This window comes from Bradyrhizobium sp. LTSP849 (genome assembly GCF_000938255.1).
Classification (GTDB): domain Bacteria; phylum Pseudomonadota; class Alphaproteobacteria; order Rhizobiales; family Xanthobacteraceae; genus Bradyrhizobium.
Genome location: NZ_JYMR01000056.1, coordinates 42844 through 66982, shown reverse-complemented (window position 1 = coordinate 66982; position 24139 = coordinate 42844). Strand labels below are relative to the sequence as shown.

Here is a 24139-nt window from a genome sequence, read left to right as displayed (position 1 = left end):
GCTTTGAGGCTTGCCCCGTAATCACACGCGTTACGGCCTGTACAGTCGCGCGGTCACCAATTCGTAACGCGCTTACCGAAGACGTTAGCCGTTTCGTTACTTCCATTGACTGTTCTGGTTGCTTCCATCTGGAACCTTTTCCGGGACTTGCACCTACTGGAAAGCGCCGCCCTGTTGGCTGCCTACTCTCACCCGCCCCGGGAACGTATCCGCACCAAACTTAGACGGGCAGGTGGCTGGCCGCTTGAAGGAACGTGTGGCGACTTGTCGGCTCCTATTGCCAACAGCGCAACTCGTTGCGATTCGAGGCAGCCAGCGACGTATTCCCCATGCCGGCGGAGGACTACGTCGACTTCGGCATGCTCCTCTAGTTTTTCGAGTGCATATGCCCGCGTCGTATCTAGCAACCGATACTGTCCCTGCGTTTCGTCGATCTGAGTTGCTATTAACGACTTCTCAACCAGGCCGGCGATCGCGTCAAAGATGTCTCCGGTGCCCATGCCGAGTTCGCCAGCGACATACCGCGCGCCGTCAAGGGTGAATTGACCAACGAAAGGGGCGATACGTCGAAGAACAGTCCTTTCCCCGTCAGACAGCAGATTGTAGCTCCAATCCAATGTCGCTTTCAGCGTCTGATGTCTGGCGACCGCCGATCGATGGGCCAGTTTCAGCAGCTCCAGCCGAGCGAGGGTGTTCTTGAGGCCGAGGGCGGCCACCTGACCTGCCGCCAACTCAATTGCCAAGGGTATGCCATCCAGCTTCCGGCACATTTCTGCGACAAACGGCGCCTCCCCATCGGTGAGAATGAAGCTTCCCGCCCTCGCCGCCACGCGTCGTGCGAGCAACTGCACCGCAGGAAATCGAAGCACGGCATTTGCCGTTTGCTCCGAGCCATCTGGTGGAAAATCAAGGGGAAGAACCCGCCAACAATGCTCGCCTCCTACCTTCAGCAATTCGCGACTCGTGGTCAGAAGATAGATCTGCTCCGATTCCTGATAGAGTTGCTCGGCGAGCAGCGCGACCGCCTCGATTACATGCTCACAGTTATCGAGAATGATAAGACACTTCCGCGAACGAACCAGATCGACCAGCTCCAGACCGGGATCTTTCGATGTGAGCGCAAGTCCAAGGGATGTCGCGACGGCGCCTGCAACATGCCGCGGATCCGCAAGGCTTTCCAGGTCGACAAAATGGACTTCCCCGCCAAACTCCTCGGCAGCGGCGCGGCCAACGGCCAGGGCAATGGTCGTCTTGCCAATACCGCCGGGGCCGAGCAGAGTTACGAACCGCTCATTTCGAAGTTTCTGGCTAACCTCGCTGACAACCGTTTCTCGCCCAACCATCACGATCGGTCTGACGGGGAGCCTGCCCTGGTGGGAGAACTTGGCGTTCCTGCTTTCCGTGCCGCCAACCAGCGGGATGACGGTGCCGACGAACGAATAGCCCCGTCCTTTGATGTTTGCGATGTATCGATTGCCGAATTGGCCGTCACGAAGAGCCTTGCGGATTGCGGCCACGTGGACCCGGAGGCTTCCCTCTTCAACGGTGACCTCTGTCCAGACGTGATCCATCAGCTCCTGCTTCGCGATGACCTCGCCTGGGCGGTCGGCAAGATAGGTCAGAATATCCAACGCCCGATCCCCGAGCGAAAGCTCTCGACCGTCGCGCCGAAGCGCCCTCTCGCCAATCGAAAGTTCAAAAGGGCCAAACCTCAGCTTCTTGTGAACGACGGTGCCATGCATACTTGTCAGCCAAATGTTGGATCTCCCCGGCTCTGCATGCGTATCGTCGGTGGGCAAACGCCGCAATTGTGCGCGCGTAAAGCTGACCCCGACGAAGCTCGTAGTCTTTCCCTCACCTTTGGAAAGCAGGAACTACACCTTGGTATAACTCAATCACCCTCAGCACTGAGTTGGGCCGCACCCCGCCGCTACGACCGCAATGATGGGCAGGGATGGCGAGCGGAGGCGACCTGTCGCATGCCTAGCGGCCATTGATGCGACGTAGGCACGCTAAGGCGCGCCTCCATTTCCCTTGATGCGATCCAGCGCAGCCTGAATGCAATTCAGGAGGTCACTCTCATCGAACGGCTTGGGCAGATAGCAGATGACCCCGGCCTGAAGTGCCCGGGCGCGGATATCATCGCTCGGATAGGCAGTTATCAGTACGGTGGGAATCTCATTGCCCAATCGAGACAAATTGTTGTGCAAATCGAGGCCATTCATCTTGGGCATGTCGTAGTCGACAACCAAGCAGCCGGTGCGGCTCAGTTCGGGTGACCGCAGGAACTCCTCTCCGGACGAAAATGCCTTGGCGATCAATCCCACCGAACGCATTAAAACTTCGATTGCATTTCCAACCGCGTTGTCGTCATCGACTATGGCAACTATTGGTCTGGTATTTGGCACTTGGCACGACCGGTAACCGCGAGCAGCGCTTGGAGAAACGAATGTCGTCCACACACTCTTGCTCATCCAACCTAGGCGCAACCGCTACGTGCTTCGATTATACGATTGTATAGTAACTCGACCGGAAATCTTGTGGTCCATGGAACAAGCTGCGTCACAAGCACCGACTTTCATATCGCCCTTGCTCTGTTAACTCACAAAAAGTCCCTCCAGCCTGGACCAGGCTGGAGGGGGCAAGGGGAGGCCGCAGGGAGTGATCGGCCTCGGGAGAGAACTCGACCATAGCGGCACGCATCGGCGCTCACTATTGAACTAGCGGAAAGATCGAGTACCAAATGGGAATGTGCGCACTATACAAAGGTTGCGCCCTGCCGGCGCTAGTCGGTTCGACTTGGGTGGGCAGGTGGCTTCCTGACGCAAAATACTGGCCCGACTTCAACAAGCCAGTTCACCGATGAGTGCAAACCGTGGAGAGTAAATTGGGCTGATGGTCTCCTCTATCGTCCACGCGATAATCTCGCTATGCTAGGTCGCGGACTAGAAAAGCTGATGCGCATGTCAACGAGGCACATGTGGTAGAGCAACCGCCAACAGTGATGGTCATCGACGATGATCCGGGAGTGCGGGACTCCATAAGTATGCTGCTTCGATCGGCGGGCTTTCGGGTCAGCCTATTCGGGTCGGTGAGCGAATTTTGCGCGGCGGATCTGCCAGAAGGACCCACTTGCCTGGTGCTTGACGTGCGGCTTCCCGGCCAGAGCGGACTCGAACTGCAGCGCGAACTGGCAGGCGCCAAAAGACGGCTGCCTATCATCTTCATCACCGGACATGGCGACATTCCAATGTCGGTGCAGGCGATGAAGGGTGGCGCTATCGAATTCCTGACAAAGCCGTTCCGGGAGCAGGATTTGCTTGAAGCGATTCAACTCGGTCACGCCCGTGATCGAGCGCAGCTTGAGCAGGAACAAGCTTTGGCAGGGCTGAAAGCTCGTTTCGAAACCTTGACGCCCCGGGAGCGCGAGGTCATGGCGTTCGTGGTGACCGGGCGGCTGAACAAGCAGATCGCAGCCGACCTCGGCGTTAGCGAAATCACGATAAAAGTTCATCGTGGCCAAGTGATGCGCAAGATGCGGGCATCGTCCTTACCTGATTTGGCGCGCATGGCCGACCAGTTGCAACTGACGCCGACAAAGCCGCATAACCCGGGTCGCGTTGCCTAGAAGCGGGCACTTCATTCACAATGCGGCGGCCGAATGAGTCGGCACAGTGAAGCGAAAGATAGCGCCACGTGGCACGTTAGGGCTCGCCCACAGACGCCCGTTATGCGCTTCGATAATCGACCGGCAAATCGACAGCCCAAGTCCCAAACCGTCCGATTTCGTGGTGTAGAAAGCCTCGAATGCGCGCTCAAGCGCCGCCGACGCGAAGCCTGGACCTGAATCTCGTACCTCGACTGACACGCCATCCGGTTCGTTACGGGTGCCAATGAGCAATTCCCGCTCCTCTTCGTCGATCTCGCGCATCGCTTCGATGGCATTGATGATCAAGTTAAGCAGCACCTGTTGCAGCTGGACCCGATCACCCTGGACACGAGGCAAGCCCTCCGCTAACTGCGTCCGCACCGAGATGCCATTGTTTGCGGCCTCCCTACGGGTGAGCGCAATAACCTCGAGGATGGCATCGTTGATCTCTACGGCGTCTTTTCGCGCGGGCGCCTTCTTGATGAGCGCGCGGACTCGCCCGACAACCTCGCCTGCACGATTCCCCTCCTTGACAATAAGAGAAAGCGCTTCATCCACCTCACGAAGATTCGGTGGCTTGGCGCTCAGGAAACGCCGCGCGGCTAACGCGTATGTGACTGCCGCCGTAATCGGTTGGTTCACTTCATGGGTGATCGAGGCCGTCAATTGGCCCATTGTCGCGACGCGATTGGCGTGCGCGAGCTCCAGCAGCGCCTCGCGATATGCTTCTTCGGCCCGCTTCTGGTCATCGATGTCGTGACCTGCGCCATACCAGTTCACGATCGCACCGTTCGCGTCGCGCAACGGCACGCGCCTGCTGCGGTGCCAGCGATACACGCCGTCGGCGCGGCGCAGCCGCATTTCGATGTCGTATGGCTCTGCCGCTGCAACATGCATGTCCCAGTCGCGCGAGCGTTCCGGGTAATCTTCCGGATGCACCACGCTTCCTAGGTTGTCGAACCCGACCCCTGGACCGACGAATTCACTAAAAGTCCGATTCATGAAATCGGCTGCGCCGTCCGGCTGATAACGCACGACATGGGCCGGTATCGTATCGATGATTTGACGGAGCTTGTGTTCGCTTTCCCGCAGCGCATCTTCGGCGCGCTTGCGATCCTCGATGTCATAGGCGGTCCCGTACCACTTAATGATCTTGCCGTTCTCGTCGCGCGCAGCGACACGATCGATACAGAACCAGCGATACTGTCCGTCGGCACGCCGGACGCGCTCCTCGGTATGCCACGGCTCGCCGGTGGCAAGGGCGTCACGCCACATTTTATCGCCTCCCGCGATGTCGTCGGGATGCGCCACGACGGACCATTTCGTGCCGAGCGCAGCCTCGTCCGAGAGGCCCGTGTATTGTTTCCAGGCGGCGTTGACGAAGTCGCGCCTGGCGTCTGCCGAATAGCTCGCCACCGGGATTGGGATGGTATCGATCATCTGCCGCAACTCGCGCCGCGCCGCAGCGAGTTGAATCTCTCTCTCGCGCAGCGCATCCTCCACGCGCTTGCGCTCCGTCAAATCGAGCACGAATGCAACGCCCTGATTACCGCCCTCTTCAAATGTTGCCCCACCTATCAGTATGGGCACACGGCTACCGTCTTTTCTCGTGAATTCTTTCTCGAATGGCTCGAACCGGCCGCCACTTTTCTGCTGTTCGATCCTTGCGTTATTCCTGTCGCGCCAATCGGGCGGCGTCAGGTCCGCCCACCTTATGCAGCCCGAAGCCAGGTCTTCGCGATCGTAGCTCACCATGCGAAGAAATTCGTCGTTGGCCTCGAGAATGCGAGACCGTCGAAATCCCAGACGAAAATCCCGATGATGTTGGAATCGACCAGGCGCCGGATCTTCGCTTCGCTTTCGCGCAATGCTTCCTCGGCGTGTTTGCGCTCCGTCACGTCGATTTGTGTAGCGACCACCTCGACCAGTTCCCCATTTGTCGAGAACACAGGTTGGCCGATTGACTCGAGGTGTTTCACCGTTCCATCGGGCAGTACGATTCTGTACGCGGCCGAGTAACGTTTCTTCTCACCCAGCGCGCGCTCAACCACTGCGTTCAGCCGGTCACGGTCGTCGGGGTGGATCCGTTGCAGCACGGCTTTGCGGCTTGGAACACCCTGCGCCGGATCAAACCCCCAGATGCGGTAAATCTCTTCCGATCCATAGAAAACCGTCGAGCCCTTGTAGGCCGTCACACCGCAGTGGCTTAGCCTCTGTGCTTCCGCCAGATAGGCTTCGCTGCGGCGTAAGCTGGCGGTGCGTTCCGCCACCGTGGCCTCGAGCTCCTCGTGGGTCCAACGAAGCTCCTGCTCTGCCCGCCGTCGCACAGCGCTGACCCAGCCGACAGCCGAAGCGCAAAATATGCAAAAGGCCAGATAAACAAAATCGGCATAGCTGATTGGGCTGAAGGAAAAAACGGGAGACAGGAAGAAGTAATTGAGACTGAGCACTGACAGGACAATTGCGAGCACACCCGGCCCGGTTCCTGCGTACCAAACGGTCGCGGCGACCGCGAACAGGTACGGCGTCAAAACGGCCTCGAACTGCCGCAGCACGAAGAAATCCAGTACGACTGCGATTGCTACGGACAGGACTGCAATGCCGTAGCGGAGAATCGTCGGCATAGGTGTTGGCGATAAAGGGTCCCGACGCGCCATTGCTTGCCTCATTCGTGAGCCAGCCTCCCAACGAGGAGCTATGCACGAAAGTTTTCGGCCCCTCGCCCTTTGCGAGACAAGGTCATCTCCATCGCCGGCTTCAGGGCTCGACGTCTGCTGCGCCGCGGATCCAAAGCCGCACTCCACTCATCATACGGCGGCCGGATGAGAACCTCCACAGGGTCGTTCGCCACCGCGGCAGAGCCCAGCTGTAGAGCCTCTTCGGCGTTATTGCAGTCGATCTCTTGCGCTTTCAGTGTCCTACCGCAGTCGTCGAGCGTGAAGATATAGCAGCGCATCGAAGTTTCGCGTTGGTTGTTCAGTCGGGAATTCCGACGCAGGCCTAGACGTTCCTTCTTGGGCATTCACCGGCTCGGTACCTTCCCGTGCGGCCTATCGGTTCCCGAATTAACTTCCAGCGAGGAGATCAAGCTTAATTTGAAGCTTTGATTGCGGCGACGCATCGGTGGGGTAGCTTTGCGCACCGGACATTGCCCCGTCCGGGTTCACCATGGCGAAGTCGTCGCGCCAAGATACTCGGCGCGGCGGCTTCGTTTATCCGCCACAAAGGTATGAGCTTCATTTGGCGAATAAGCCCGACGATGACCGGTTCGATCTCGTTGAGATGCGACGACAGATCACGAACTTGCGCTCGCAACACTCTGACAATCTTCTCGTCACACCGCGATTGAACCGCTTCCTCGTGAAGATTGCTTTTCTCTCAGAGCCAAAAGATGCGGCGCACGCTCGACATCTTCGGTCTGAACTCGCGCGGACCCTGCAAACTGATGAAGCGATCGTCGCGCGGGACCAATCCGTCACGCCCTCAGGCACCGTTAAGCGGCCCAAGTAACACTAACGCGCGGATGTTCTTGCGCCGGCCGACAGCGGACCCGATGCTGGATGCAGTCGCGAAGTCGTCCTCGTCTCGCGTAACGGCGCCTTCGCGGCGAGGGGTCGCCGCCCCTCGGTCGGCGGCCCCGCCATGTGATGCTGCTAGCCTCGGGGGGCAAAGTGTCTGTTGAATGGACGGGTGTTGAACGGCGACGCGTCACACGCAAGACGGTCGACCAGACAGTTACCGTGGACCGAGCAGATCGCCCAGCTGGTCGAACTGGATCTAGATGGGGGCCTCGACCAGGCGATTGAGGAACTTGCCGATCTGAGCGAGACATCAGCGTGAAATAGACCATCGCACCAATGCAAGGACGAACGGCAAGTTTTTGCTCAGTGACGCGCCGACTAAGCAGGCCGCTAAACAAAACAAAGGATCGAGACCATCAACATTCAAACAAACAATTATTTTGCCGAGCTTTCCCCCCGTCCAGTTCCTATTCCCTGCGACGTGAAGACGTTGCACTGGCGCAACAGCCCTTATGTTCCGCTTCGGAACAAATGCTTTCGACTCAACCCCCGAGCCAAGTTCTGAAATCATCACTGTAACCGGGGCTGGAAGTGCTCATTCCGTAAACAATCAATTTTCCCGGACAGGCCGCAGGATCCACTTCAGATCCTGCGGCCTTTTCATGTCAGCGGCGCCTGGGCGGTATGGGGAAACAGGTACACCGTAAAGTATGGCAAACGACGAGACAAAGAGGCCGCCCCCGGACGGAGGAGTCCTGACGCCGCCGCCTGCTGGACCCTCGCGGCGCTTGTGTCAAACATCGCGATCGGCCCCAGCGTGGCGCGCGTCAGAAGCACTGGATCAAGGTGAAGCACCCGCCATAGCGGCCCTCGGCTCTTTGTGAACTGCTTCACACGTCCGACACTGTTGGCCTGCTAGGCTTACTGCGTTGGGAATTTCAGGGGCCCGGCTGAAATAAACGCCGCCAGGACGCTGTATTTCGAGCCGGGCGGCGTAAGCTTGAGTGACCAGATCCTAGCCGGTGAGGCCACAGGTCCGGCGAGGCATGGGGAAGCAGCGAGGCTTCGGAGTGCATGAAAGAGGCCAGTGTGAGATGCCGACGATTGAAGCTGAGCAATCGGCTCGAACACAAGCTCGTCACAACAACATCCAACGATACCGCCGCTTATTGCGAACCCGCCTGACCGAATTTGAGCGGAAGTTTATCGAGAAGCGTTTGAGCGAAGAGCGATCAGAGCTGGAGAGATTAGCCAACGCTCTTTCAAACGAGCTTCAATCAGACGGCCCTCCCTAGGGACCGAGCTCGAACGAACGCACGACCAAGTGCGTGGCTACTGAGTCTTAGCCATATCTGCATTGCATCAGGGGTCTCGCTCGGAATCAGTTCTCGAGAACGCTATCGTTTCCCTTCGATCCCGCGATGGTCTGACGCTCGGGTATCTGCTGCGGCTGATAGCGCGACTCGCGCTCACGGGGGGGCGGGCGTTCGGACGGATCGCGGCTGATCTTAGCTCGGAGCTCGATAAGATCGGTGAACACGTCGGCCTGGCGGCGCAGCTCGTCGGCGATCATCGGCGGTGGGTTGGCGATCGTGGAAATAACAGTGACCCGAACGCCGCGGCGCTGTACCGCCTCGACCAGGCGCCGGAAGTCTCCGTCACCCGAGAACAGCACCATCTGGTCGATATGGGCGGCGAGCTCCATGGCACTGACAGCGAGCTCAATATCCATGTTGCCCTTGACCTTGCGCCGACCGCCGGCGTCAATGAACTCCTTGGTTGGCTTAGTGACGACGGTGTAGCCATTATAGTCAAGCCAGTCGATCAGCGGACGGATCGAGGAGTACTCTTGGTCCTCGATAATGGCAGTGTAATAGAAGGCGCGCAGAAGCGTACCGCGGCTCTGAAATTCGCTCAGCAGGCGTTTGTAATCGATATCGAAGCCGAGCGTCTTCGCTGTGGCGTAGAGATTGGCTCCGTCGATAAAGAGCGCAATCCTGTTGGGAGACGACATATCGTATCTCGGAAGCACGAAGTGCCATGCTGCGGGGAATACGAACCCGCCAATGAGGCGGCACTTCCAAAGCTTTCATCAAAGCCGGATTTTCTGATGCTATACCGGGGTCCTTTAACCTTCAAACAGTTTTGCTCCGGCCAAAATTAATTCGTAACACCGCCGGACTACGAAAAGTCCTACGCGGCGGCGTAGAGGGGTATGTCCGCCCGTGGTGGATTGGTCGGCTGGTTCGGCTATTCTCGACCTGTCCGCAATTTTGTGCAGCGCAATGCCTGACCAATTCGAAATCTCTGATATCACCGTGCAACGGCGAGGCCGACGATGGACTTGGCGCGTGTGGACCAGCGAACAGAGAACCGTGATGTCAGGACGGGGCGACAGTGTGCCGCTGCCAGATACTACGCGGCTAGGGGGCTTTCCAGATGCTCCTCGCGGCGCCCTACCGATCTACAATATCGAAAGCCTCTAACAGAGGTCCGGCTCAACGAGCAAGTCACTCAGTCCAAGGCAGCTAACGGAAATTTGGGTCCAGATGCTGGACATAATCGATGTGGATCAAATATCAGCCACCATTGCGCGCGATTGTTCCGAGCTCTGAGGGCTCGGCAGCCGGGCCCTGTCAGCTGAGACAACAACTGACGCCCCCGAGCCCGTGCCCACTTTCGCTTGGTTGCCCTGAGTTAGTACGTCGCTACCAGCAAGGTTGCGCTATGCTGAAACACTTGCTCATTGAAGTCATTGGTCACGTTTCCGGTCTCAGCGACGCGCAGCTTGAACAAATTGAGCGGTCATTGCCAGCGACCAAGGCGCTGATCGATCTTCTCAGTAAGGCACATCCGATCATCGAACAGGCGGGAACGCTCTATGATGAGGCGCAGCCGCTGATCGATCAAGCTAGGAAAGAATGGCAAACGGTCGGCCCTGCAGCGCAAATTTTGATTGATGTGATCTCACATCATCTCGACAAAGGCAGTTCGCCGGCGGAGGCCGCTGAGGCAGTGCCCGCGGCGCTCGGCGGGTCAATACAGAACGTCGCACAGGATCGCGGGATGGACCGGGGAATGAACCGCGTGACCGTGTTTGGGGGGACCGGCTTTGTTGGTCGTCGCGTTGTGCGCCATTTGAGCGTCTCCACCGTTACGGTGCGTACAGCCTCACGGCATCCTGCGCGGGCCGAGGGCGACAACGCGGAACAGGTCATCGCTGATGCACATGACGAGCGCTCTGTAGAGGCCGCCGTTATGGGTGCCGACGGCGTCGTCAACGCGATCAGCCTTTACGCCGAGCATGGAGGCGACACATTTCATTCGGTGCACGTCGAAGCGGCCGCCAGGATCGCTAGAGTGGCACGGCGGGCCGAGATCAAACGGTTTGTACACCTATCGGGAATAGGCGCTGACCCCACATCGCCTTCGCCCTATATTCGCAATCGCGGCGAGGGCGAGGTGGCTGTGCAAGCGGCATTCCCTGGCGCAGTCGTTATCCGCCCGGCTGTAATGTTCGCGCCGGACGACGCCTTTCTCACGACAATTCTTGGGCTGCTTCGGACCCTGCCGGCTTATCCGCTATTCGGCGACGGCAGGACGAGGCTTCAGCCGGTGTACGTGGACGACGTCGCCGCGGCGATCGCACAGGTCCTGCGGCAAACACAAAGACCGTTTCCTATCTACGAACTGGCCGGCCCGCGCGTTTACTCATACGGGGAGCTGTTGCGGACCATTGCGCGCACCGCCGGATTGCGGCCAATGCTGGTGCGAGTACCCTTTGCTTTCTGGAATGCCGCCGCCGGCCTCGCTGAGATCCTGCCGCACCCGCCGCTCACGCGCAATCAGGTTGAGCTTATGCAGATCGACACAATGGTCTCGGGCAGCCGACCGGGATTTGGTTTACTCGGAATTTCGCCGCGATCGCTCGAAGAAGAACTCAAAGCGATGCTCAAGCATACAAACGAGGAAACTCATAACACAAATAAGGCTCGGACCAGGTAGGGCTAGACTTCGTTACCGTGTCACCATGTGACTACTGATGTCGGGAAGCGGCTTGCCTCCGAGGTCGCGCACTAGGCGCGATAGATCGATGGTCAGCTCAGGGGTCAATAGCGTCGGTTTGGCGCTCGGTTACGAACTTCCGGTCTGCCCCTATGAGCCGACATGTGGCTGTGCCGCGTCAACGGAAGCGATGGGCCAACAGCGGAAGTCAACAACCCTTCAAAGATATCTATTCCTCGCTGACCCTCGGTGACGCACGAAGATCAACCGGTGAAGCTGTCACCGAACATTGGCAGACCGCTCTTCGACTCCGCGCGAGCCGCCTCATCCTGGAGAACGTCCCAGTGTTCGGCCAACACCCCGTCGGCAATGCGCACGATGTCGGCGGCAATCCAGTTTCTTGGTAGTCCAATGCCAGAGAATCGCCCGTGGACGATGACAAAATCGCCTTCGGCCAAGATCAGGCCCGGCTCATATTTGAGGGACGCGGGAGAGGCCTTGATGAGGTTGAAGAGACCTTCGCGGCCCGGTTCGATGTGGGCGCTGTGCTGCGTGTATTTGTCGGACCAGAAGCGGGATGCTGCGTCGTAGTCACGTTTGTTGAACAGCGTGTCGAATGCTTCGAGCACGAGTGCCTTGTTTTGCTCCGGTGTGGTCCTGATCATGTGTTGTCCTTCGCTTTTCGACGGAATAGCAATCTGGATCGATCCGGCGCGGTCATCGCGACCAAAGCGACCGTGATCACGCTGAACAGGGAGATCACGCCCGCGCCGAGGTTGACGGCGAAACCGAGCCCGTGCGCGGTCGCCACCGCACCGAGAAGCAGCGAGACGGCACCCAACGACACATAAGCCAGCAAATAGATTGCCGAGAGCACGCCGCCGCGGTGCTCGACCGGCGCGGCGCTGTTGATCGTCTGCAGGCCGCCGAAAAACAGCAGACTATATCCGGCGCCGGAGATCGCCGTAGCGGCGAGGAAAACTGGCAAATGATGATGAGCGACCGCCGCCGCCAGCAGCACCATGCCTAGTGCGGATGCGGCGACGCCACCGGTCATCGCGGCCCGAGGTTGCAGCCTCCTCGCGCCAATCCCGACCACGGCCGAGGCGATTGCGAATAGGGAAAGAGCCGCGCCGTTCACGAGCGCGTTGGGCGATCCAACGAGATCGCGGGCAACCTGACTTCCGAGCGATAGGATCAGTACGCCGTGCGTGTAGGCAGTAGTTACCGCCGCCGCCGCGACCGCGAAAGCGTTGCGCAAATGGTTCGGTATGAAGGGGGTTTTGGGACGCCAGCGGCCCTGGGCTTCGGTGCCGGTATGGCGCGGCAGGAACCATGCCGCGGCAAACAGCGCAGCCAGGACTGCGGACAGCACCCAAAAGTTCAGCCGCGTGGGCAGCGGAGCATATTGAATGAGAGCACCGCCGAGCAGCAGGGCCGCGGCAAAACCGACGGCTTGAGCGATGGTTGTGATCGTGGCGGCGCGCTTCGCCGCTCCTTGGCCGCTGAACTCCACCATTGCGGCGGTCGAGGGGCCTGCCGTGAGGCCGACGCCGATGCCCATGAAGGCGCGCCCCGCAAACAGCCAGAGCACATCGGGCGCCAGCGCCAAGAGCAGAGTGCCAAAGAGCGAAGCGCCGACACCCCACAGGATTGCGGCGCGACGGCCGACATAATCGGACACATCACCGAAGCCGACCAGAACGGCGGCTACGACAATAGGATAGATGGCGAAGACTCCGGTCGTAACCGTGTGGGTGAGATGCCACTCCTCGGCAAACAGGGGATAGGTCATCGCCGGCGCAGCGCTGGTCCACAAGGTGTGCGCGACCACGCCGGCCGCAACCCAGAAGCTTGTGCGTTGCCCAAGCTCGCACGGTGCGGAGTTTCGCTGGGTACAGCAGCCGCGTTGGTGAGGCCCGCAAGCGGCTAGAGACAGAGGAGGACCCTTGATCATCGCTTTACTCCCGGCGCTCCCGGCATTCCAACTTCAGAGCTTCGAGCCGCCATCGACGCGGATGATATCGCCGGTGATCCATCGGGCATCTTCGGATGCCAGGAAGGCGATAACCCCGCCGATGTCGTCGGGCTGCGCGAGGCGCTTCATTGCCTGAATGCCCAGCGCGAAGTCGCGGCCCGCGTCTATCCTGGTGAAGTTCAACATGTCCGTCTCGACGACACCGGGCGCGACGGCATTGACGCGGATACCGCGCGCGCCAAGCATCGAGGCGAAATGCTTCACCAGGGTGTCGACGGCACCCTTGGTTGCCGCATACGCGGGTTCCGTTCCAACAACGGCGCGCGCCGCGAGCGATGAGAGGAAAACGATGCTGCTTCCCTTGCACATAATCGGAAGCAGCTGCTGCACAAGAAAGAACGGTGCGCGGACGTTGACTGCGAACAGCCTGTCGAAATCCTCGACCGTCGTTTCCTCGATGGTGGCCGCTTTCAAGACCCCTGCATTGGCAACAAGGATGTCGAGGCGATCTCCGACAATACTGCGGACCTGCCTCGCAAGCTTGCCGGCGCCGTCCGCGGCGGCAAGGTCCGTCGCTATGGCATCCGCTCGGCCGCCGGCTTCGGCGATCTGCGCGACAACCTCGTCGGCTTCCTTCGCGCCGCGGCCGTAATGCACGAGAACCTGGGCGCCGGCGGCGGCAAGCGCGATTGCGCTGGCGCGTCCTATGCCGCGCGAACCGCCGGTAACGAGCGCGGTTTTGCCGGTCAGAGTAGCCATGATCATCGTCCTGGTTGTTGCTGCCGATTAGGTGACCGCTTTGGAATTCACTCGCACCGATGCTCGTGCTCCGACAGGAACATCGAGACATGACGGACGAAGAGTTCGGGATACTGGTACTGCGAGCCGTGATTTGCGTCGGGATAGAGAATGAGCTCGGCGTTCGGCAGGTGCTGCTGCAGGATGAACGAGTTCACGGAGTAGATGATCACGTCATTGCCGCCGTTCACCACCAGCGTCGGCTGCCGGATTGACTTCAGGTAGTCGTACGACCCTTTGAACCGAATGCCCCATTTGCCTAATGCTTCGAGTTGTGCGGTTGCCACCTTTTCATTGACCTCGGGGTCTCGGTTTTCTTTGCGCAGGCGGAACCGCTTGAGGAAACCGCGGCCAGCCGCCTGGCTTGCTTGCGACCTGGTGAAATGGACGGCGAGCCAGAGGTGGTCAGGGTCCTCGTAGCTTGCGCCGAAAATTTGCTGCGCCTCGGGCGTCAGATTGGCCATACCCTCGCCACCGCGTGGTCCGGTCCCGACAAGGATCAACTTGCGAACGAGGCCAGGCGCTTGGCCGGCGATCTCCTGAGCGACGAAGCCACCGATGGAGAAACCCAACACGTCGACCTTTGAAAGACCCAGCGCTCCGATAAAGGCAATGGCGTTGGCGGCCATACCCTCGATCGAAGTTGGCACTTGCCCTGAACTGCTGGAGACGCCGGCATTATTGAACAGAACGACTTCGCGGTCCTTGGCGAAACCGTCGGTCACGGCTGGATCCCAATGGTCCATCGTCCCGGTGAAGTGCTGGTTGAAGACGAGTGGCACGCCGCCGGCCTTGCCGTATCGGCGATAAGCTAAGCGGATTCCGTTCGCTTCGACGAACTGCGTCGGCGCGGTCTGGTGGGTATGAACCATCTGGTCGGGCCTTTTCACTCAGTGGGTACCGCATCCGGTAGGAGCGCTAGGGCCGCTCTCGCGCAATCGATGTCGTTCTGCACCATGGGCGCTCCGCTCACCCCGATCGCCCCGACAACCTCGCCGTTCACCTTGATGGGAAACCCGCCACCCCACGCCGCTACACGCGCAAGCGTGGGGATGCCGGCCAAAAGCGACGGGTCGCCCTGGATAAAGTTGAAAAAGTCCTGAGTGGAGACGCCGAATAGAGCGGTGTACGCCTTCTTCTGCGCAATCTCGATGGTAGGCATCGAGGCCCCATCCATCCGGCTAAAGGCCTTGAGATTGCCGCCGTCATCGAGGATCGCCACGTTCTCGCTAACGCCAAGTTCGCTGGCTTTTGCCACAGCTGCATCCACCATTTTCTGTGCCAGCCCAGAAGAGATGCTGTGTTTCTTCACAACGTTAGCCATTGGGTTCACTCCTCACTTGATATGCACTGCATATGCACTGCGCGTTGATCCGGTGTAGGTCGCAATGAATCGACTCTCTTGCGTATCCCTGGTGGTTGTCGGTGGTCATGATCGGGCTCCGAAGATATGAAGATGAAAATCCCGGCAGCATCAGCTTGCCGCGAGCGATCACATGGCGGTTTTGCCGCCGTTGATCCTGATAATCTGGCCGGTGACGAAGGACGCTTTGTCTGAAGCGAGGAACACGATCGCGTCGGCTATCTCTTCCGGCTTCGCACCGCGCTTAAGCGGTATGGCAGCATAGAACGCCGCTTTTTTGTCGGGGGTCCCGGTCAGACGATCGAGCATCGCGGTCTCGGTCGGACCAGGGGCGACTGCATTGACGCGGACGCCCGAAGGAGCGGCTTCGAGAGCGGCGGATTTCGTGAGACCTTCCACCGCGTGCTTGCTTGCGGTGTAGAGCGCTAAATTCGCCGCACCGCGCTCGCCCATGGTCGAAGAAATATTGATGATGCTGCCTGAGCCTTGCGGCTGCATGACCCGCAGTTCGTGCTTCAAGCTCAGGAGCGTGCCAAGCACATTGGTGTCGAACATCCCTGCATAGCTCTCGGACGTCTGCTCGGCCAGCGGGCCAGGTTTTCCTTCGGTACCGGCATTGTTGACCGCGACATCCAGGCAGCCGAAGCGCGCGACAGTCTGTTCGACAAGGTTGCGCACGTCGTCTTCGTGGCGCACGTCCGCCAGAATGAAAGCGGCTTCAGCGCCGAGGCTACGAAGCTCGGCTTCGAGTGCCTTGCCTTCGGCCTCGCGGCGGCCGGACGCAACGACCGTTGCGCCTTCCTTGGCAAAGGCAAATGCGGTGGCACGACCGATGCCGGTCAGAGCGCCGGTAATGAGGATAACAGGAGCGCCCATAGCGGTCGTCCTCTGAATCTTGTTGTTGACCTAAAACGCATTCGAAGCCGTGGCTTTCGGGCGCGGAGCAAACCTCGCGCCCGGACATGGTCAGTTGGCGCTGTGTCCGCCGTCGACGTTGAGGACGTGGCCGGTGATGAACCTGCCTTCGTCCGAACCGAGGAACACGATGCCGTCGGCGACCTCCTCGGAGAGGACGAGCCGACCGAGCGGAACCTGGGTCACCAGGGCCGCCTTGTTCTCCGCCGTGCCAGTAAAGCGGGTCAGCATGCCGGTGTCCGTGGGGCCAGGCCCGACAGCGTTCACGCGAATCCCCGATTTGGCGAGTTCGAGCGCCACCGACTTGGTAATGCCTTCGACGGCATGCTTGGCGCCGACGTAGATCGAGGCATAGGGCGCGCCCCTATGCCCATAGGTCGAGGAGATATTGATGATGCTGCCGCTGCCCTGGGCCTGCATGGCGCGCACTTCGTGCTTCATGCTCAGGACCACGCCGAGAACGTTGGTCTCGAAGGTCGCGGCAAAGCTTTCCGCGGTCTGGTCTGTGATCGGGCCGACCGCACCTTCGGTGGCGGCATTGTTCACCGCGACATCGAGACGGCCAAACCGTGCGACGGTCTTGTCGACCATAGCGCGGACGTCATCCTCCTTGCGGACGTCGGTGTTGATGAACTCGGCCTCGGAACCGAACGAGCGCAGCTCCTTGACGAGCGCCTGGCCGGCCTCATCGCGCCGGCCGGCAACGACCACCTTCGCGCCCTTCTTGGCGAAGGCGACGGCAGCGGCGCGACCAATGCCGGTCAAGGCACCCGTGATCAATACGACTGAGTTACTCATTTGTGATCCTCGCAATTTACTGCCCTACCGGGAGAGCATGGAACCGGAAACTTATGGCCGCGGCTTTTAAGACCGAGAACAGTCTCAGGTGCTTTCCCTGAAAGCCATGTAGGCTCCGCTGGCACCCCCGAAAAAGACTTTGTAAGTTGGCGGGCATGCCTTGGAGATATGGAGGGAGCGTTATGGAGCTACGGCACCTTCGCTATTTCATCGCGGTCGCCGAGGAAGGCAGCCTGACGGTCGCGGCTGAGAAAAGGCTGCACACGGCGCAGCCTTCCCTCAGCCGCCAAATCCGCGATCTCGAATACGAGGTTGGCGTCGAGTTGATGAGCCGTAGCGTGCACGGCATCGAATTGACCGCCGCTGGCAAGGCCTTTCTCGACCATGCACGGCTGGCGCTCACCCAGGCAGAGGCAGCCAAGGAAGCAGCGCGGCGGGCGGCTCAACCCGCCAAGCCGTCCTTCGCTCTAGGGTGTCTCACGGGGAAGGAAATAGAATGGTTGCCTGAAGCGATGCGCATCCTTCACGATGAACTGTCCAATATAGAGGTCACAGTCTTTAGCCAGAATTCCCCGGACCTCGCGGACGCCTTGATACGGGGCAGGCTTGACGCCGCGTTCATGCGGCCGGAAGAGCGGGCGGACGATCTGATTTACAGGGGTGTGATTACGGAGCCATTCGTCGTCGTGTTCCCCAGCGACCACCGCCTTGCCGGGCATGACGCCATCGATCTGCGAGAGATCGTGGGCGAAACATTCATCATACCATCGAAGACGGCCCCGACCTCGCGCGCTGTGATCGAGGACTACTTGAAGCGGTCCGGACTGGCTATCGTTCCGGCTCGCGAAGTGGACAACATTACCCATGCGATATCCATGATCGCGTCGACCGGTGCCGTAGCGCTTCTGCCTGCCTATTCAAATATTCTTCTTCCTTGGTCCGTAACCAGCCGTCCGATCCGAGGAGATGCCCCAACGATCGACTTGGTTGTCGGCTACAACAAGGCGAATAGATCGCCGATCCTGAAACTATTCCTTTCGAGAATCGATGACTTGAGCGCCCAGATGTCCAGCAGGGGCCGGAAGGCTCCGTGACTAGATCGGCATCGCATCCCATCCTTTGTCTGAGGCCGATTACAGGGCACGGCCGCGCGGGGCTGGCGCGCGAATTCGGATCGGCTAGAGCATCCGTCAGCTAAGCTGAAGCGTATCCGTCATGGCGGAAGTAGTTTTGGCATTCCTGAGGCGAGAAGTCGTCGATGAGGACGGCGATTCTTCGCCAGAGATCATCGACGGTTCGTTCTGCTGCCTTTCGTAGTCCATTTTTGAACTTGGCGAAGGCCAGTTCGATGGGGTTTAGGTCTGGGGAATAGGGCGGCAGATACAGAAGCTTTGCGCCGGCGGCCTCGATCGCTTCACGCACACCGGCAACTTTGTGGCTGGCGAGGTTGTCGATGATGACTGTATCACCTTGCGAAAGGGTCGGAACGAGCACCTTCTCGATGTAGACACGGAACGCATCGCCCGTCATAGGACCTTCCAGGACCCAGGGTGCGACCAGGCCGTCACAGCGTAGGCCGCATGTGAATGTTGTGGTCTTCCAATGGCCCCACGGGGTCTTGCAGACGAGCCGCTTGCCCCTCGAACATCGCCCATAGGCGCGGACCATCTTGGTGTTGGCGCCGGTCTCGTCGACGAACACCAGTTTGGTGGGGTCAAGGCTTGCCTGGCCGAGCTGCCAGCGTTCGCGAGCCTGCGATACGTCGGGCCGATCCTGCTCCGCCGCGTGCAGCGTTTTTTTTGAAGGTGATTGCATGCCGCTTGAAGAAGCGGCGAACCGCCGCCTCTGAAGTCTTCAGACCAACACCGGCCAGCAAACGTTGCACGATCGCTTCCAGCGTCAGGTCCGGCTCAGCCGCGGTCAAGTCCAGTAGCCAGACCGCATGCGGCTCTAACGGGGAGCGGCTCTTGCCGCCGCGCGCCCGAGGATGAACGCTGCCGGTTTGGCTGTGTAGCTGAACCCAGCGGACGGCCGACGCCGCGCTCACCTTGAACCGTTCCGCGGCTTGTCGCCGCGAAACTCCCGCCAAAATCTCCTCGACAACACGCGATCTAAGATCGTCCGAATGCGCAGTCGTTCCCATCGCCAGCCTCCGAATCAGAGACCTCATGGACTCACAACGATCGGCGTGCCGGAAGCCATCTCTAAATCACTTTTGATTCAACTCTGTCGTCGGATGCTCTAGTGACCTTGAGGACTGCATTGGTGAAGATTTGCTACCCACGCGCTGCGCGCATGTGATCTGTCCGTACTCGCCCAACAGCGGACATCAGGCACCAGGGCCGCCACTTCCGAAAAGGGCCACCAGTCGACCGCGGCTCGCCAGCTCGAAGATGTCTGCTTTGGGCCAACAGCCGACGTCTGCGATAGCCTGTCTATTGCGGTCGAGCCATCTCCAATCGGCTTGCGTTCAGCAGACTTCATTCGACGCGATGAGGCGTAATCCCGAGCTTTGCCATCGCCTCGCGCTCAGCCACGCGCGAGCCCTTGGGGTTGCAACCGTCGCCGACTGAGGCATAGCGGCCGTGGTCACCGCGTGGGTTTGACGGCACTCCATTAAGATCGATATCCCAATAGTACGATACGCAAACCCGCTCTTCGGACGGCACCGTGGTGCAAGTTCTTGGAGGGCCGGCATTGCAGAGCATCCGGTCCTGGTAGAAGGAAATCGGCACGCCTTCGCAGCTTACATGCCATTTCCAGAAAGACCTCTCAATCGAGCAGGTATCGGGATGAAGCACGAATGCGGTTGTAAGCTCTGGCAGACCAAGTTCCTTGAGCGATCCAAGCATGGCTTCCTGACTGGATGGCGCACGGGCCGCTTTAAAGACCACAAAGGCGACACACAGCAGAGCAATCGCGCCCAATACAGGGCGCCAGAAGGGCCTCAGTCTATTCTCATCGGTCATGCAAGCCGCCTCTCGCCGCACACTCTGCTCGAAGCCCTCCTATAGCATCCCGGCTGACATCGTGGTGAACGTCTGCTTCGGGTCATTAGCAAACATCAGCACCTGCACTCGTCAATGCCCGCTTATGCCAAGATAGCTGCCGTGCCGGGCGATAGTCAGCCCTTCCCAAGTCCGTCGCCGAATCTAGGTGTGTGCAGCGAGGGTCGCACTCGCCTCCGACAACCGCCTTTTTCGTAATCCCTGGTTGCCAACGGTCGGAGGCGCCATTCCGCACGCGAGACTGATAAGCTTTGTGTAATTACCTTATCAGTCGGCCAACTGACTCCATTTGGGACCAAATCTTATCAGTTCGCGAGCTGGCTCCATTACGGGTAAACCACTGGGTGATGAGGCTGCGCGATAGCGCTCCCAAGCGCGTACGCCCAAGCAGACACAGCTCGACTGGGGCACCTTAGATAGTCAGTAGAACGGATAAGCTGCTCGATGGAGCGGGTGAAGCGCTCCGACCGAAATTTTTCATTCTGTTTGTGAAAGCAATATCGACCACTTATTCGTGTGTGCTAATTTTCCTGTTGGACGAATTATTGAACTCCTTCGCCGCTCAACTCGCATCGTAGTGCCACTCAAAGGCCGCTGTGCTGCGGAATTTTGGGCTCGGGTGATCTGCACCACAGGGTCGCGGATCCGAGTTGAATCCGCTGCGAGGTGCCGACGGAACACAAAGCGGCGGATCATTTAACCCGCAGTTGTTCCTGATGTGCCTTTACGAGGTCCAGCATACTGTCGAATTTGAAATCGACGTGTGGCATCTGGCCCGGATTCATGGTGGCCCCAAAACCTTGTTGCTCGTGTCGCCGGTAGATCCAGCACGACTTTAACCCGCGACCGTTTGCGGGCTTGTGGTCGTGGAACATGCTTTCGGCGGTGTGCAGGATCTTCTCCTTGCCGATCCCAATCTCTTCCATCTTCTCGATCATGTAGTCGAAATTGCGAGCTGAAGGCTTGTACGACCCGATGTCTTCCGCTGTGTAGATCGCGTCGAACTCCACCTGCAATCGTCGATTGCTCGCCTGGAAGCTCTCGTTGTCGACGTTGGAAAGGATCACGAGCTTGAAATACTTCTTGAGATACTGGAGTGCGCCCGGAGAGTCCTCGAACGCGGGCCAGTTTCCGACGGAACGACCGTACTCGACACAGTCTTCGTGAGTGACGAGGACACCCCACTCTTCGGCCAGACGCTTGTAGACGATCGGAAGCAGATCCCGATATCGTTTCGCTGGCGTGTAGCGTTGTTGGCTGGATTCGTGACGCGCATGCGCCTCAAGAATCTGGTCGCGGGTGAGCGGCCGTTTGGCCCGATCGGAGAGGCTTTTCAGGGCCTCGACCATTCCGGTTTCCCAATCGATAAGGGTGCCGTAGCAGTCGAATGTGAGAGCATCGAAATCCGTGAGCAACATAGCGATTTCTCCTCGTTTGCTGGATCAGCCTATGGACGTTGAATGGCAAGGTCGCCGGCGATTCCGCTGTCCTCTCCGCAGAGACGATCGCTTTTGCACCTTCTATCAGCACAATCTGCTGCAGAGGTTATCGGCCCGCGATAGATCGCTTGATGGATCATCAATGATCTCCTCGGGAGCAGCAGCAGCTCCGCGTTGGAGAAGATGAATACAAGGCAACGACGGTGCAAACTGCCGAACGTACCGATATTTCGGCATTGGCTTTTTCGAAGCCCGGGCCGAACAGCAAGCAATGTCGTGTCGACGCGCGACAATGGTCCCCCAACAGCCCGGAGCAGGATCATGTCGCCGTCGGACCACGTTCAGGCCTTTCGCGATCTCTTGGGCGCCGTCGGCGTCGTCGACGACCCACAGCGGCTTGCGACGTACACCACGGATCAGCGCCAGCTCTTCACCGGATCGACGCTCGCCGTCCTGAAGCCGGTAACGACGAAGCAGGTCTCCGACGTCGTGACACTGGCGGCACGGCTCGGAATCGGGCTCGTCCCCCAAGGAGGCAACACGAGCTATTGCGGCGGCGCGACGCCGGATGCTTCGGGACGCCAGGTTGTCGTAAGTCTGGAACGCATGGACGCGATCCGAGAGGTCGATCCGCTGTCCATGAGTATCTCCGTCGACGCAGGTGCCATCCTGAAGAGGGTACAGGAAGCCGCCGCGAGTGCCGGTCTGCTGCTGCCGCTTAGCCTCGGCGCCGAGGGAAGTTGCCGGATCGGCGGCAACATTGGCACCAACGCGGGCGGGTTGTCCGTCGTCCGGTATGGCATGACACGCGATCTGCTGCTCGGCATCGAGGCCGTTCTGCCGGACGGGACCATCGTCTCCGACATGCGCAAGCTTCGGAAGAACAACACCGGCTATGACGTCAAACAATGCTTCGTGGGAAGCGAGGGAACGCTCGGCATCGTCACCGGTGCGGTGCTGCGCCTTGCTCCTTTGCCAGTGCGACGTGCGACAGCCTGGCTGAAACTCGCGAAGGCCGCGCCGCTCGCCGAACTGCTCGCGCTGGTGCGTCGCGAATCCGGCGAACTGCTGACCACGTTCGAATTCATGACTGCGCGATCGATTGCGCTCGCGACCGCCGCGATGGCGAGCCCGCCCTCCGTCGGCCCCGGCTCCGGCGGCGCGATCCTCCTCGAATTCGCCTCCTCCTCCCGGCATCTCGACCTTGATAGCCTCATGGAAACCATCCTTGCGGAAACCGTAGAGTACGAATGGGTCGAGGACGCCTTCCTCGCCCAGAGCGGGGCTCAACGTGCGTCCATGTGGGAGCTGCGCGAGACGATCCCGGAAGGCGAAAAGCGGTGGGGCGGTTCGGTCAAGCACGACATATCCGTGCCGTTGTCCTGCGCGTTCACGCAGCTTATTGAAGCGAGCCTGTCTCTCCGTCTGTACGACGCGGCGGCGGCTCTCGGGGGTACGTTCAGCGCGGAGCATGGCGTCGGTCGCTTCAAGCGGCATCTTCTGGAGAAGTACGGAGACGCGGGCCGCGTCGCAGTAATGCGGCGTATCAAAACCGCCTTCGATCCGGCAGACATCATGAACGCTGGCGCCGTGGTTCGCCCGGTCAATGCGGAGCCGGCCTATTGATCCCGTTGCGACGTCGAGCGGCACGTTCCATCACCTGCTGAGTTTCGTCTTGCTCAGGCGGCTTGCCTCTTCGAGCGCTTTACGACGGGCTTGATGTCTTCCGGATAGTCGGCCGAAAGGGCGGTCAGCTCGGCCAAGTCGATGTCCCGCGCGATGATCACGATGCCTCGCCTGGTGGAGTGATCCAACTCCATCCAACGAGGTTCAGCGAAGGTGGCGCCTACGCCGTCGATCAAGAGGCATTTTGGCGTGCCGGCGACCGCGACGAGACCTTTGGCGCGGAGCAATCGATCGCCGCAGAGACCCGCGAGGTCCTCGAGCCAATCGGTCAGATCGCCCCACGCAACGTCGGTTGGCCACTCGGCAAAGAAGACTCCCAGCCGCGAATGATCAGTGGCCGCGATCGCCTCGAATTGACTTATCGGCATCGCGGTTTCGGTATACATCGGATCGAAGACGGCGCGCGCGCGCGCCGTTCTGTCCGCCACGACGATCCGGCAGGCGGCCGGATTGAACTGCTTCGCGACGCATCCGGCAGCCGTGACCTGGTCGGTCCCCGCCCGATCCAGTTTCGTGAAGACGATGGATCTGGCGGCCGTCAATTGCGCGGATCTGATCGGAAACGTCACCTCGTCAGCCATCGGAGCCAAAGCGTCCAATGTGGAGACGATGCGTAGTCGGTATTCGGCCCGGTCGTAGCGCATCAGCGAACGCAGGATAGGGCCCGGCATCGCGAGCCCGCTCGTTTCCAGGACGATCCTGCGGAAGCCGCCGGCACCGGACTGGCGGCGCACGGCCAGCAATTCGTCGATCGCGGAATGCAGATCGTCGCCGAGCGAGCAGCAGACGCAGCCGTTGCCCAACAGTGTCATCGGCAAATCGCGGCGCGCGGACGACACGATGGCGCCGTCGATATTGATCTCGCCGGCCTCGTTTACGATCACACCGGTGTCGGCCGACTCGGGCAGCGAAAGATAGTCGCACAGTAATGTTGTCTTGCCGCTACCGAGGCTGCCGGTCAGCAAGACAAATTCCGGGA

Annotated in this window: 21 protein-coding genes; 4 read left to right on the top strand and 17 right to left on the bottom strand. The window is 59.7% G+C overall.

From position 1 onward, the window contains the following. Window positions 1–188 precede the first annotated feature (188 nt). Both UB31_RS37500 and UB31_RS37495 read right to left on the bottom strand, forming a co-directional pair. The gene (locus UB31_RS37500; RefSeq protein WP_050032129.1) at window positions 189–1742 is read right to left on the bottom strand and encodes an ATP-binding protein; all 1554 of its coding nucleotides are present in this window, start codon (window positions 1740–1742) and stop codon (window positions 189–191) included. 270 nt (window positions 1743–2012) lie between these two features. Further along, window positions 2013–2408: a response regulator transcription factor gene (locus UB31_RS37495; protein ID WP_045006919.1), complete on the bottom strand. Its 396-nt coding sequence runs from the start codon at window positions 2406–2408 to the stop codon at window positions 2013–2015. A 572-nt stretch (window positions 2409–2980) separates the two neighbouring features. Here UB31_RS37495 and UB31_RS37490 point away from each other — a divergent pair. Next, on the top strand, window positions 2981–3628 hold the full coding sequence (locus UB31_RS37490) for a response regulator transcription factor (RefSeq protein ID WP_045006865.1): 648 nt from the start codon (window positions 2981–2983) through the stop codon (window positions 3626–3628). Between the two features lie 15 nt (window positions 3629–3643). Here the strand turns inward: UB31_RS37490 and UB31_RS37485 are convergent, their stop codons facing one another. From UB31_RS37485 to UB31_RS37465, 4 genes are all read right to left on the bottom strand, one after another. Then, a complete protein-coding gene (locus UB31_RS37485) occupies window positions 3644–5404 on the bottom strand; it encodes a PAS domain-containing sensor histidine kinase (RefSeq protein WP_050044937.1) in 1761 nt (586 codons plus the stop codon). Further along, window positions 5398–6273, bottom strand: coding sequence for a PAS domain-containing protein (locus UB31_RS37480; RefSeq protein ID WP_045014460.1), 876 nt, complete (start codon window positions 6271–6273; stop codon window positions 5398–5400). Before UB31_RS37480 ends, UB31_RS37485 begins: the two co-directional genes overlap by 7 nt. A gap of 71 nt (window positions 6274–6344) precedes the next feature. Continuing rightward, on the bottom strand, window positions 6345–6671 hold the full coding sequence (locus UB31_RS37475) for a hypothetical protein (protein WP_156163269.1): 327 nt from the start codon (window positions 6669–6671) through the stop codon (window positions 6345–6347). A gap of 1880 nt (window positions 6672–8551) precedes the next feature. Beyond that, the gene (locus tag UB31_RS37465) at window positions 8552–9184 is read right to left on the bottom strand and encodes a LabA-like NYN domain-containing protein (protein WP_045014459.1); all 633 of its coding nucleotides are present in this window, start codon (window positions 9182–9184) and stop codon (window positions 8552–8554) included. Between the two features lie 713 nt (window positions 9185–9897). On the opposite strand from UB31_RS37465, the gene UB31_RS37460 reads away from it, so the two are divergent. Next, on the top strand, window positions 9898–11175 hold the full coding sequence (locus UB31_RS37460) for a complex I NDUFA9 subunit family protein (protein ID WP_245306134.1): 1278 nt from the start codon (window positions 9898–9900) through the stop codon (window positions 11173–11175). 263 nt (window positions 11176–11438) lie between these two features. Here the strand turns inward: UB31_RS37460 and UB31_RS37455 are convergent, their stop codons facing one another. From UB31_RS37455 to UB31_RS37425, 7 genes are all read right to left on the bottom strand, one after another. Next, window positions 11439–11840 (bottom strand): nuclear transport factor 2 family protein, encoded by a 402-nt coding sequence (locus UB31_RS37455; protein WP_045006868.1) that lies wholly within the window; start codon window positions 11838–11840, stop codon window positions 11439–11441. After that, a complete protein-coding gene (locus UB31_RS37450) occupies window positions 11837–13132 on the bottom strand; it encodes an MFS transporter (RefSeq protein WP_082078778.1) in 1296 nt (431 codons plus the stop codon). Before UB31_RS37450 ends, UB31_RS37455 begins: the two co-directional genes overlap by 4 nt. 33 nt (window positions 13133–13165) lie before the next feature. After that, entirely contained in the window at window positions 13166–13912 is a 747-nt protein-coding gene (locus UB31_RS37445; protein ID WP_045006922.1) for an SDR family NAD(P)-dependent oxidoreductase, read from the bottom strand. A 47-nt stretch (window positions 13913–13959) separates the two neighbouring features. Continuing rightward, the gene (locus tag UB31_RS37440) at window positions 13960–14823 is read right to left on the bottom strand and encodes an alpha/beta fold hydrolase (RefSeq protein ID WP_045006870.1); all 864 of its coding nucleotides are present in this window, start codon (window positions 14821–14823) and stop codon (window positions 13960–13962) included. Between the two features lie 14 nt (window positions 14824–14837). Then, complete coding sequence (locus UB31_RS37435; RefSeq protein ID WP_045006871.1) at window positions 14838–15275, bottom strand: GlcG/HbpS family heme-binding protein; 438 nt, start codon at window positions 15273–15275, stop codon at window positions 14838–14840. Window positions 15276–15443: 168 nt separating this feature from the next. Further along, on the bottom strand, window positions 15444–16190 hold the full coding sequence (locus UB31_RS37430; protein ID WP_045006872.1) for an SDR family NAD(P)-dependent oxidoreductase: 747 nt from the start codon (window positions 16188–16190) through the stop codon (window positions 15444–15446). A 90-nt stretch (window positions 16191–16280) separates the two neighbouring features. Further along, window positions 16281–17027 (bottom strand): SDR family NAD(P)-dependent oxidoreductase, encoded by a 747-nt coding sequence (locus UB31_RS37425; protein ID WP_045006873.1) that lies wholly within the window; start codon window positions 17025–17027, stop codon window positions 16281–16283. A gap of 182 nt (window positions 17028–17209) precedes the next feature. Here UB31_RS37425 and UB31_RS37420 point away from each other — a divergent pair, with 182 nt between their 5' ends. Then, window positions 17210–18121, top strand: coding sequence for a LysR family transcriptional regulator (locus UB31_RS37420; RefSeq protein WP_045006874.1), 912 nt, complete (start codon window positions 17210–17212; stop codon window positions 18119–18121). A gap of 100 nt (window positions 18122–18221) precedes the next feature. Here the strand turns inward: UB31_RS37420 and UB31_RS37415 are convergent. The 3 genes from UB31_RS37415 to UB31_RS37410 form a co-directional block, all read right to left on the bottom strand. Further along, window positions 18222–19170, bottom strand: a protein-coding gene (locus tag UB31_RS37415) for an IS630 family transposase (RefSeq protein ID WP_156175740.1) whose coding sequence is annotated in 2 segments (ribosomal slippage) — window positions 18222–18831 and window positions 18830–19170 — 951 coding nt in all. Because the reading frame shifts where the segments join, the coding sequence is not laid out codon by codon here. Window positions 19171–19507: 337 nt separating this feature from the next. Beyond that, complete coding sequence (locus UB31_RS41935) at window positions 19508–19996, bottom strand: hypothetical protein (protein ID WP_156175739.1); 489 nt, start codon at window positions 19994–19996, stop codon at window positions 19508–19510. Between the two features lie 731 nt (window positions 19997–20727). Next, entirely contained in the window at window positions 20728–21453 is a 726-nt protein-coding gene (locus UB31_RS37410) for a haloacid dehalogenase type II (RefSeq protein WP_045014456.1), read from the bottom strand. Between the two features lie 297 nt (window positions 21454–21750). Between UB31_RS37410 and UB31_RS37405 the strand changes: the two genes are divergently transcribed. Next, window positions 21751–23100, top strand: a complete 1350-nt coding sequence (locus tag UB31_RS37405) for an FAD-binding oxidoreductase (protein ID WP_245306133.1) — start codon at window positions 21751–21753, stop codon at window positions 23098–23100. Between the two features lie 53 nt (window positions 23101–23153). On the opposite strand, the gene UB31_RS37400 is transcribed toward UB31_RS37405, so the two are convergent. Next, window positions 23154–24125 (bottom strand): CobW family GTP-binding protein, encoded by a 972-nt coding sequence (locus tag UB31_RS37400; protein ID WP_050044936.1) that lies wholly within the window; start codon window positions 24123–24125, stop codon window positions 23154–23156. Between the last annotated feature and the right edge of the window lie 14 nt (window positions 24126–24139).

Bases quoted from the DNA above. Each gene is read 5' to 3' on its own strand.
- UB31_RS37430 (WP_045006872.1), bottom strand. From the start codon at position 16,190: ATGGGCGCTCCTGTTATCCTCATTACCGGCGCTCTGACCGGCATCGGT.
- UB31_RS37485 (WP_050044937.1), bottom strand. From the start codon at position 5,404: ATGGTGAGCTACGATCGCGAAGACCTGGCTTCGGGCTGCATAAGGTGG.
- UB31_RS37440 (WP_045006870.1), bottom strand. From the start codon at position 14,823: ATGGTTCATACCCACCAGACCGCGCCGACGCAGTTCGTCGAAGCGAAC.
- UB31_RS37410 (WP_045014456.1), bottom strand. From the start codon at position 21,453: ATGTTGCTCACGGATTTCGATGCTCTCACATTCGACTGCTACGGCACC.
- UB31_RS37475 (WP_156163269.1), bottom strand. From the start codon at position 6,671: ATGCCCAAGAAGGAACGTCTAGGCCTGCGTCGGAATTCCCGACTGAAC.
- UB31_RS37465 (WP_045014459.1), bottom strand. From the start codon at position 9,184: ATGTCGTCTCCCAACAGGATTGCGCTCTTTATCGACGGAGCCAATCTC.
- UB31_RS37435 (WP_045006871.1), bottom strand. From the start codon at position 15,275: ATGGCTAACGTTGTGAAGAAACACAGCATCTCTTCTGGGCTGGCACAG.
- UB31_RS37500 (WP_050032129.1), bottom strand. From the start codon at position 1,742: ATGCATGGCACCGTCGTTCACAAGAAGCTGAGGTTTGGCCCTTTTGAA.
- UB31_RS37420 (WP_045006874.1), top strand. From the start codon at position 17,210: ATGGAGCTACGGCACCTTCGCTATTTCATCGCGGTCGCCGAGGAAGGC.
- UB31_RS37480 (WP_045014460.1), bottom strand. From the start codon at position 6,273: ATGCCGACGATTCTCCGCTACGGCATTGCAGTCCTGTCCGTAGCAATC.
- UB31_RS37460 (WP_245306134.1), top strand. From the start codon at position 9,898: ATGCTGAAACACTTGCTCATTGAAGTCATTGGTCACGTTTCCGGTCTC.
- UB31_RS37425 (WP_045006873.1), bottom strand. From the start codon at position 17,027: ATGAGTAACTCAGTCGTATTGATCACGGGTGCCTTGACCGGCATTGGT.
- UB31_RS37445 (WP_045006922.1), bottom strand. From the start codon at position 13,912: ATGGCTACTCTGACCGGCAAAACCGCGCTCGTTACCGGCGGTTCGCGC.
- UB31_RS37450 (WP_082078778.1), bottom strand. From the start codon at position 13,132: ATGATCAAGGGTCCTCCTCTGTCTCTAGCCGCTTGCGGGCCTCACCAA.
- UB31_RS41935 (WP_156175739.1), bottom strand. From the start codon at position 19,996: ATGACCGATGAGAATAGACTGAGGCCCTTCTGGCGCCCTGTATTGGGC.
- UB31_RS37455 (WP_045006868.1), bottom strand. From the start codon at position 11,840: ATGATCAGGACCACACCGGAGCAAAACAAGGCACTCGTGCTCGAAGCA.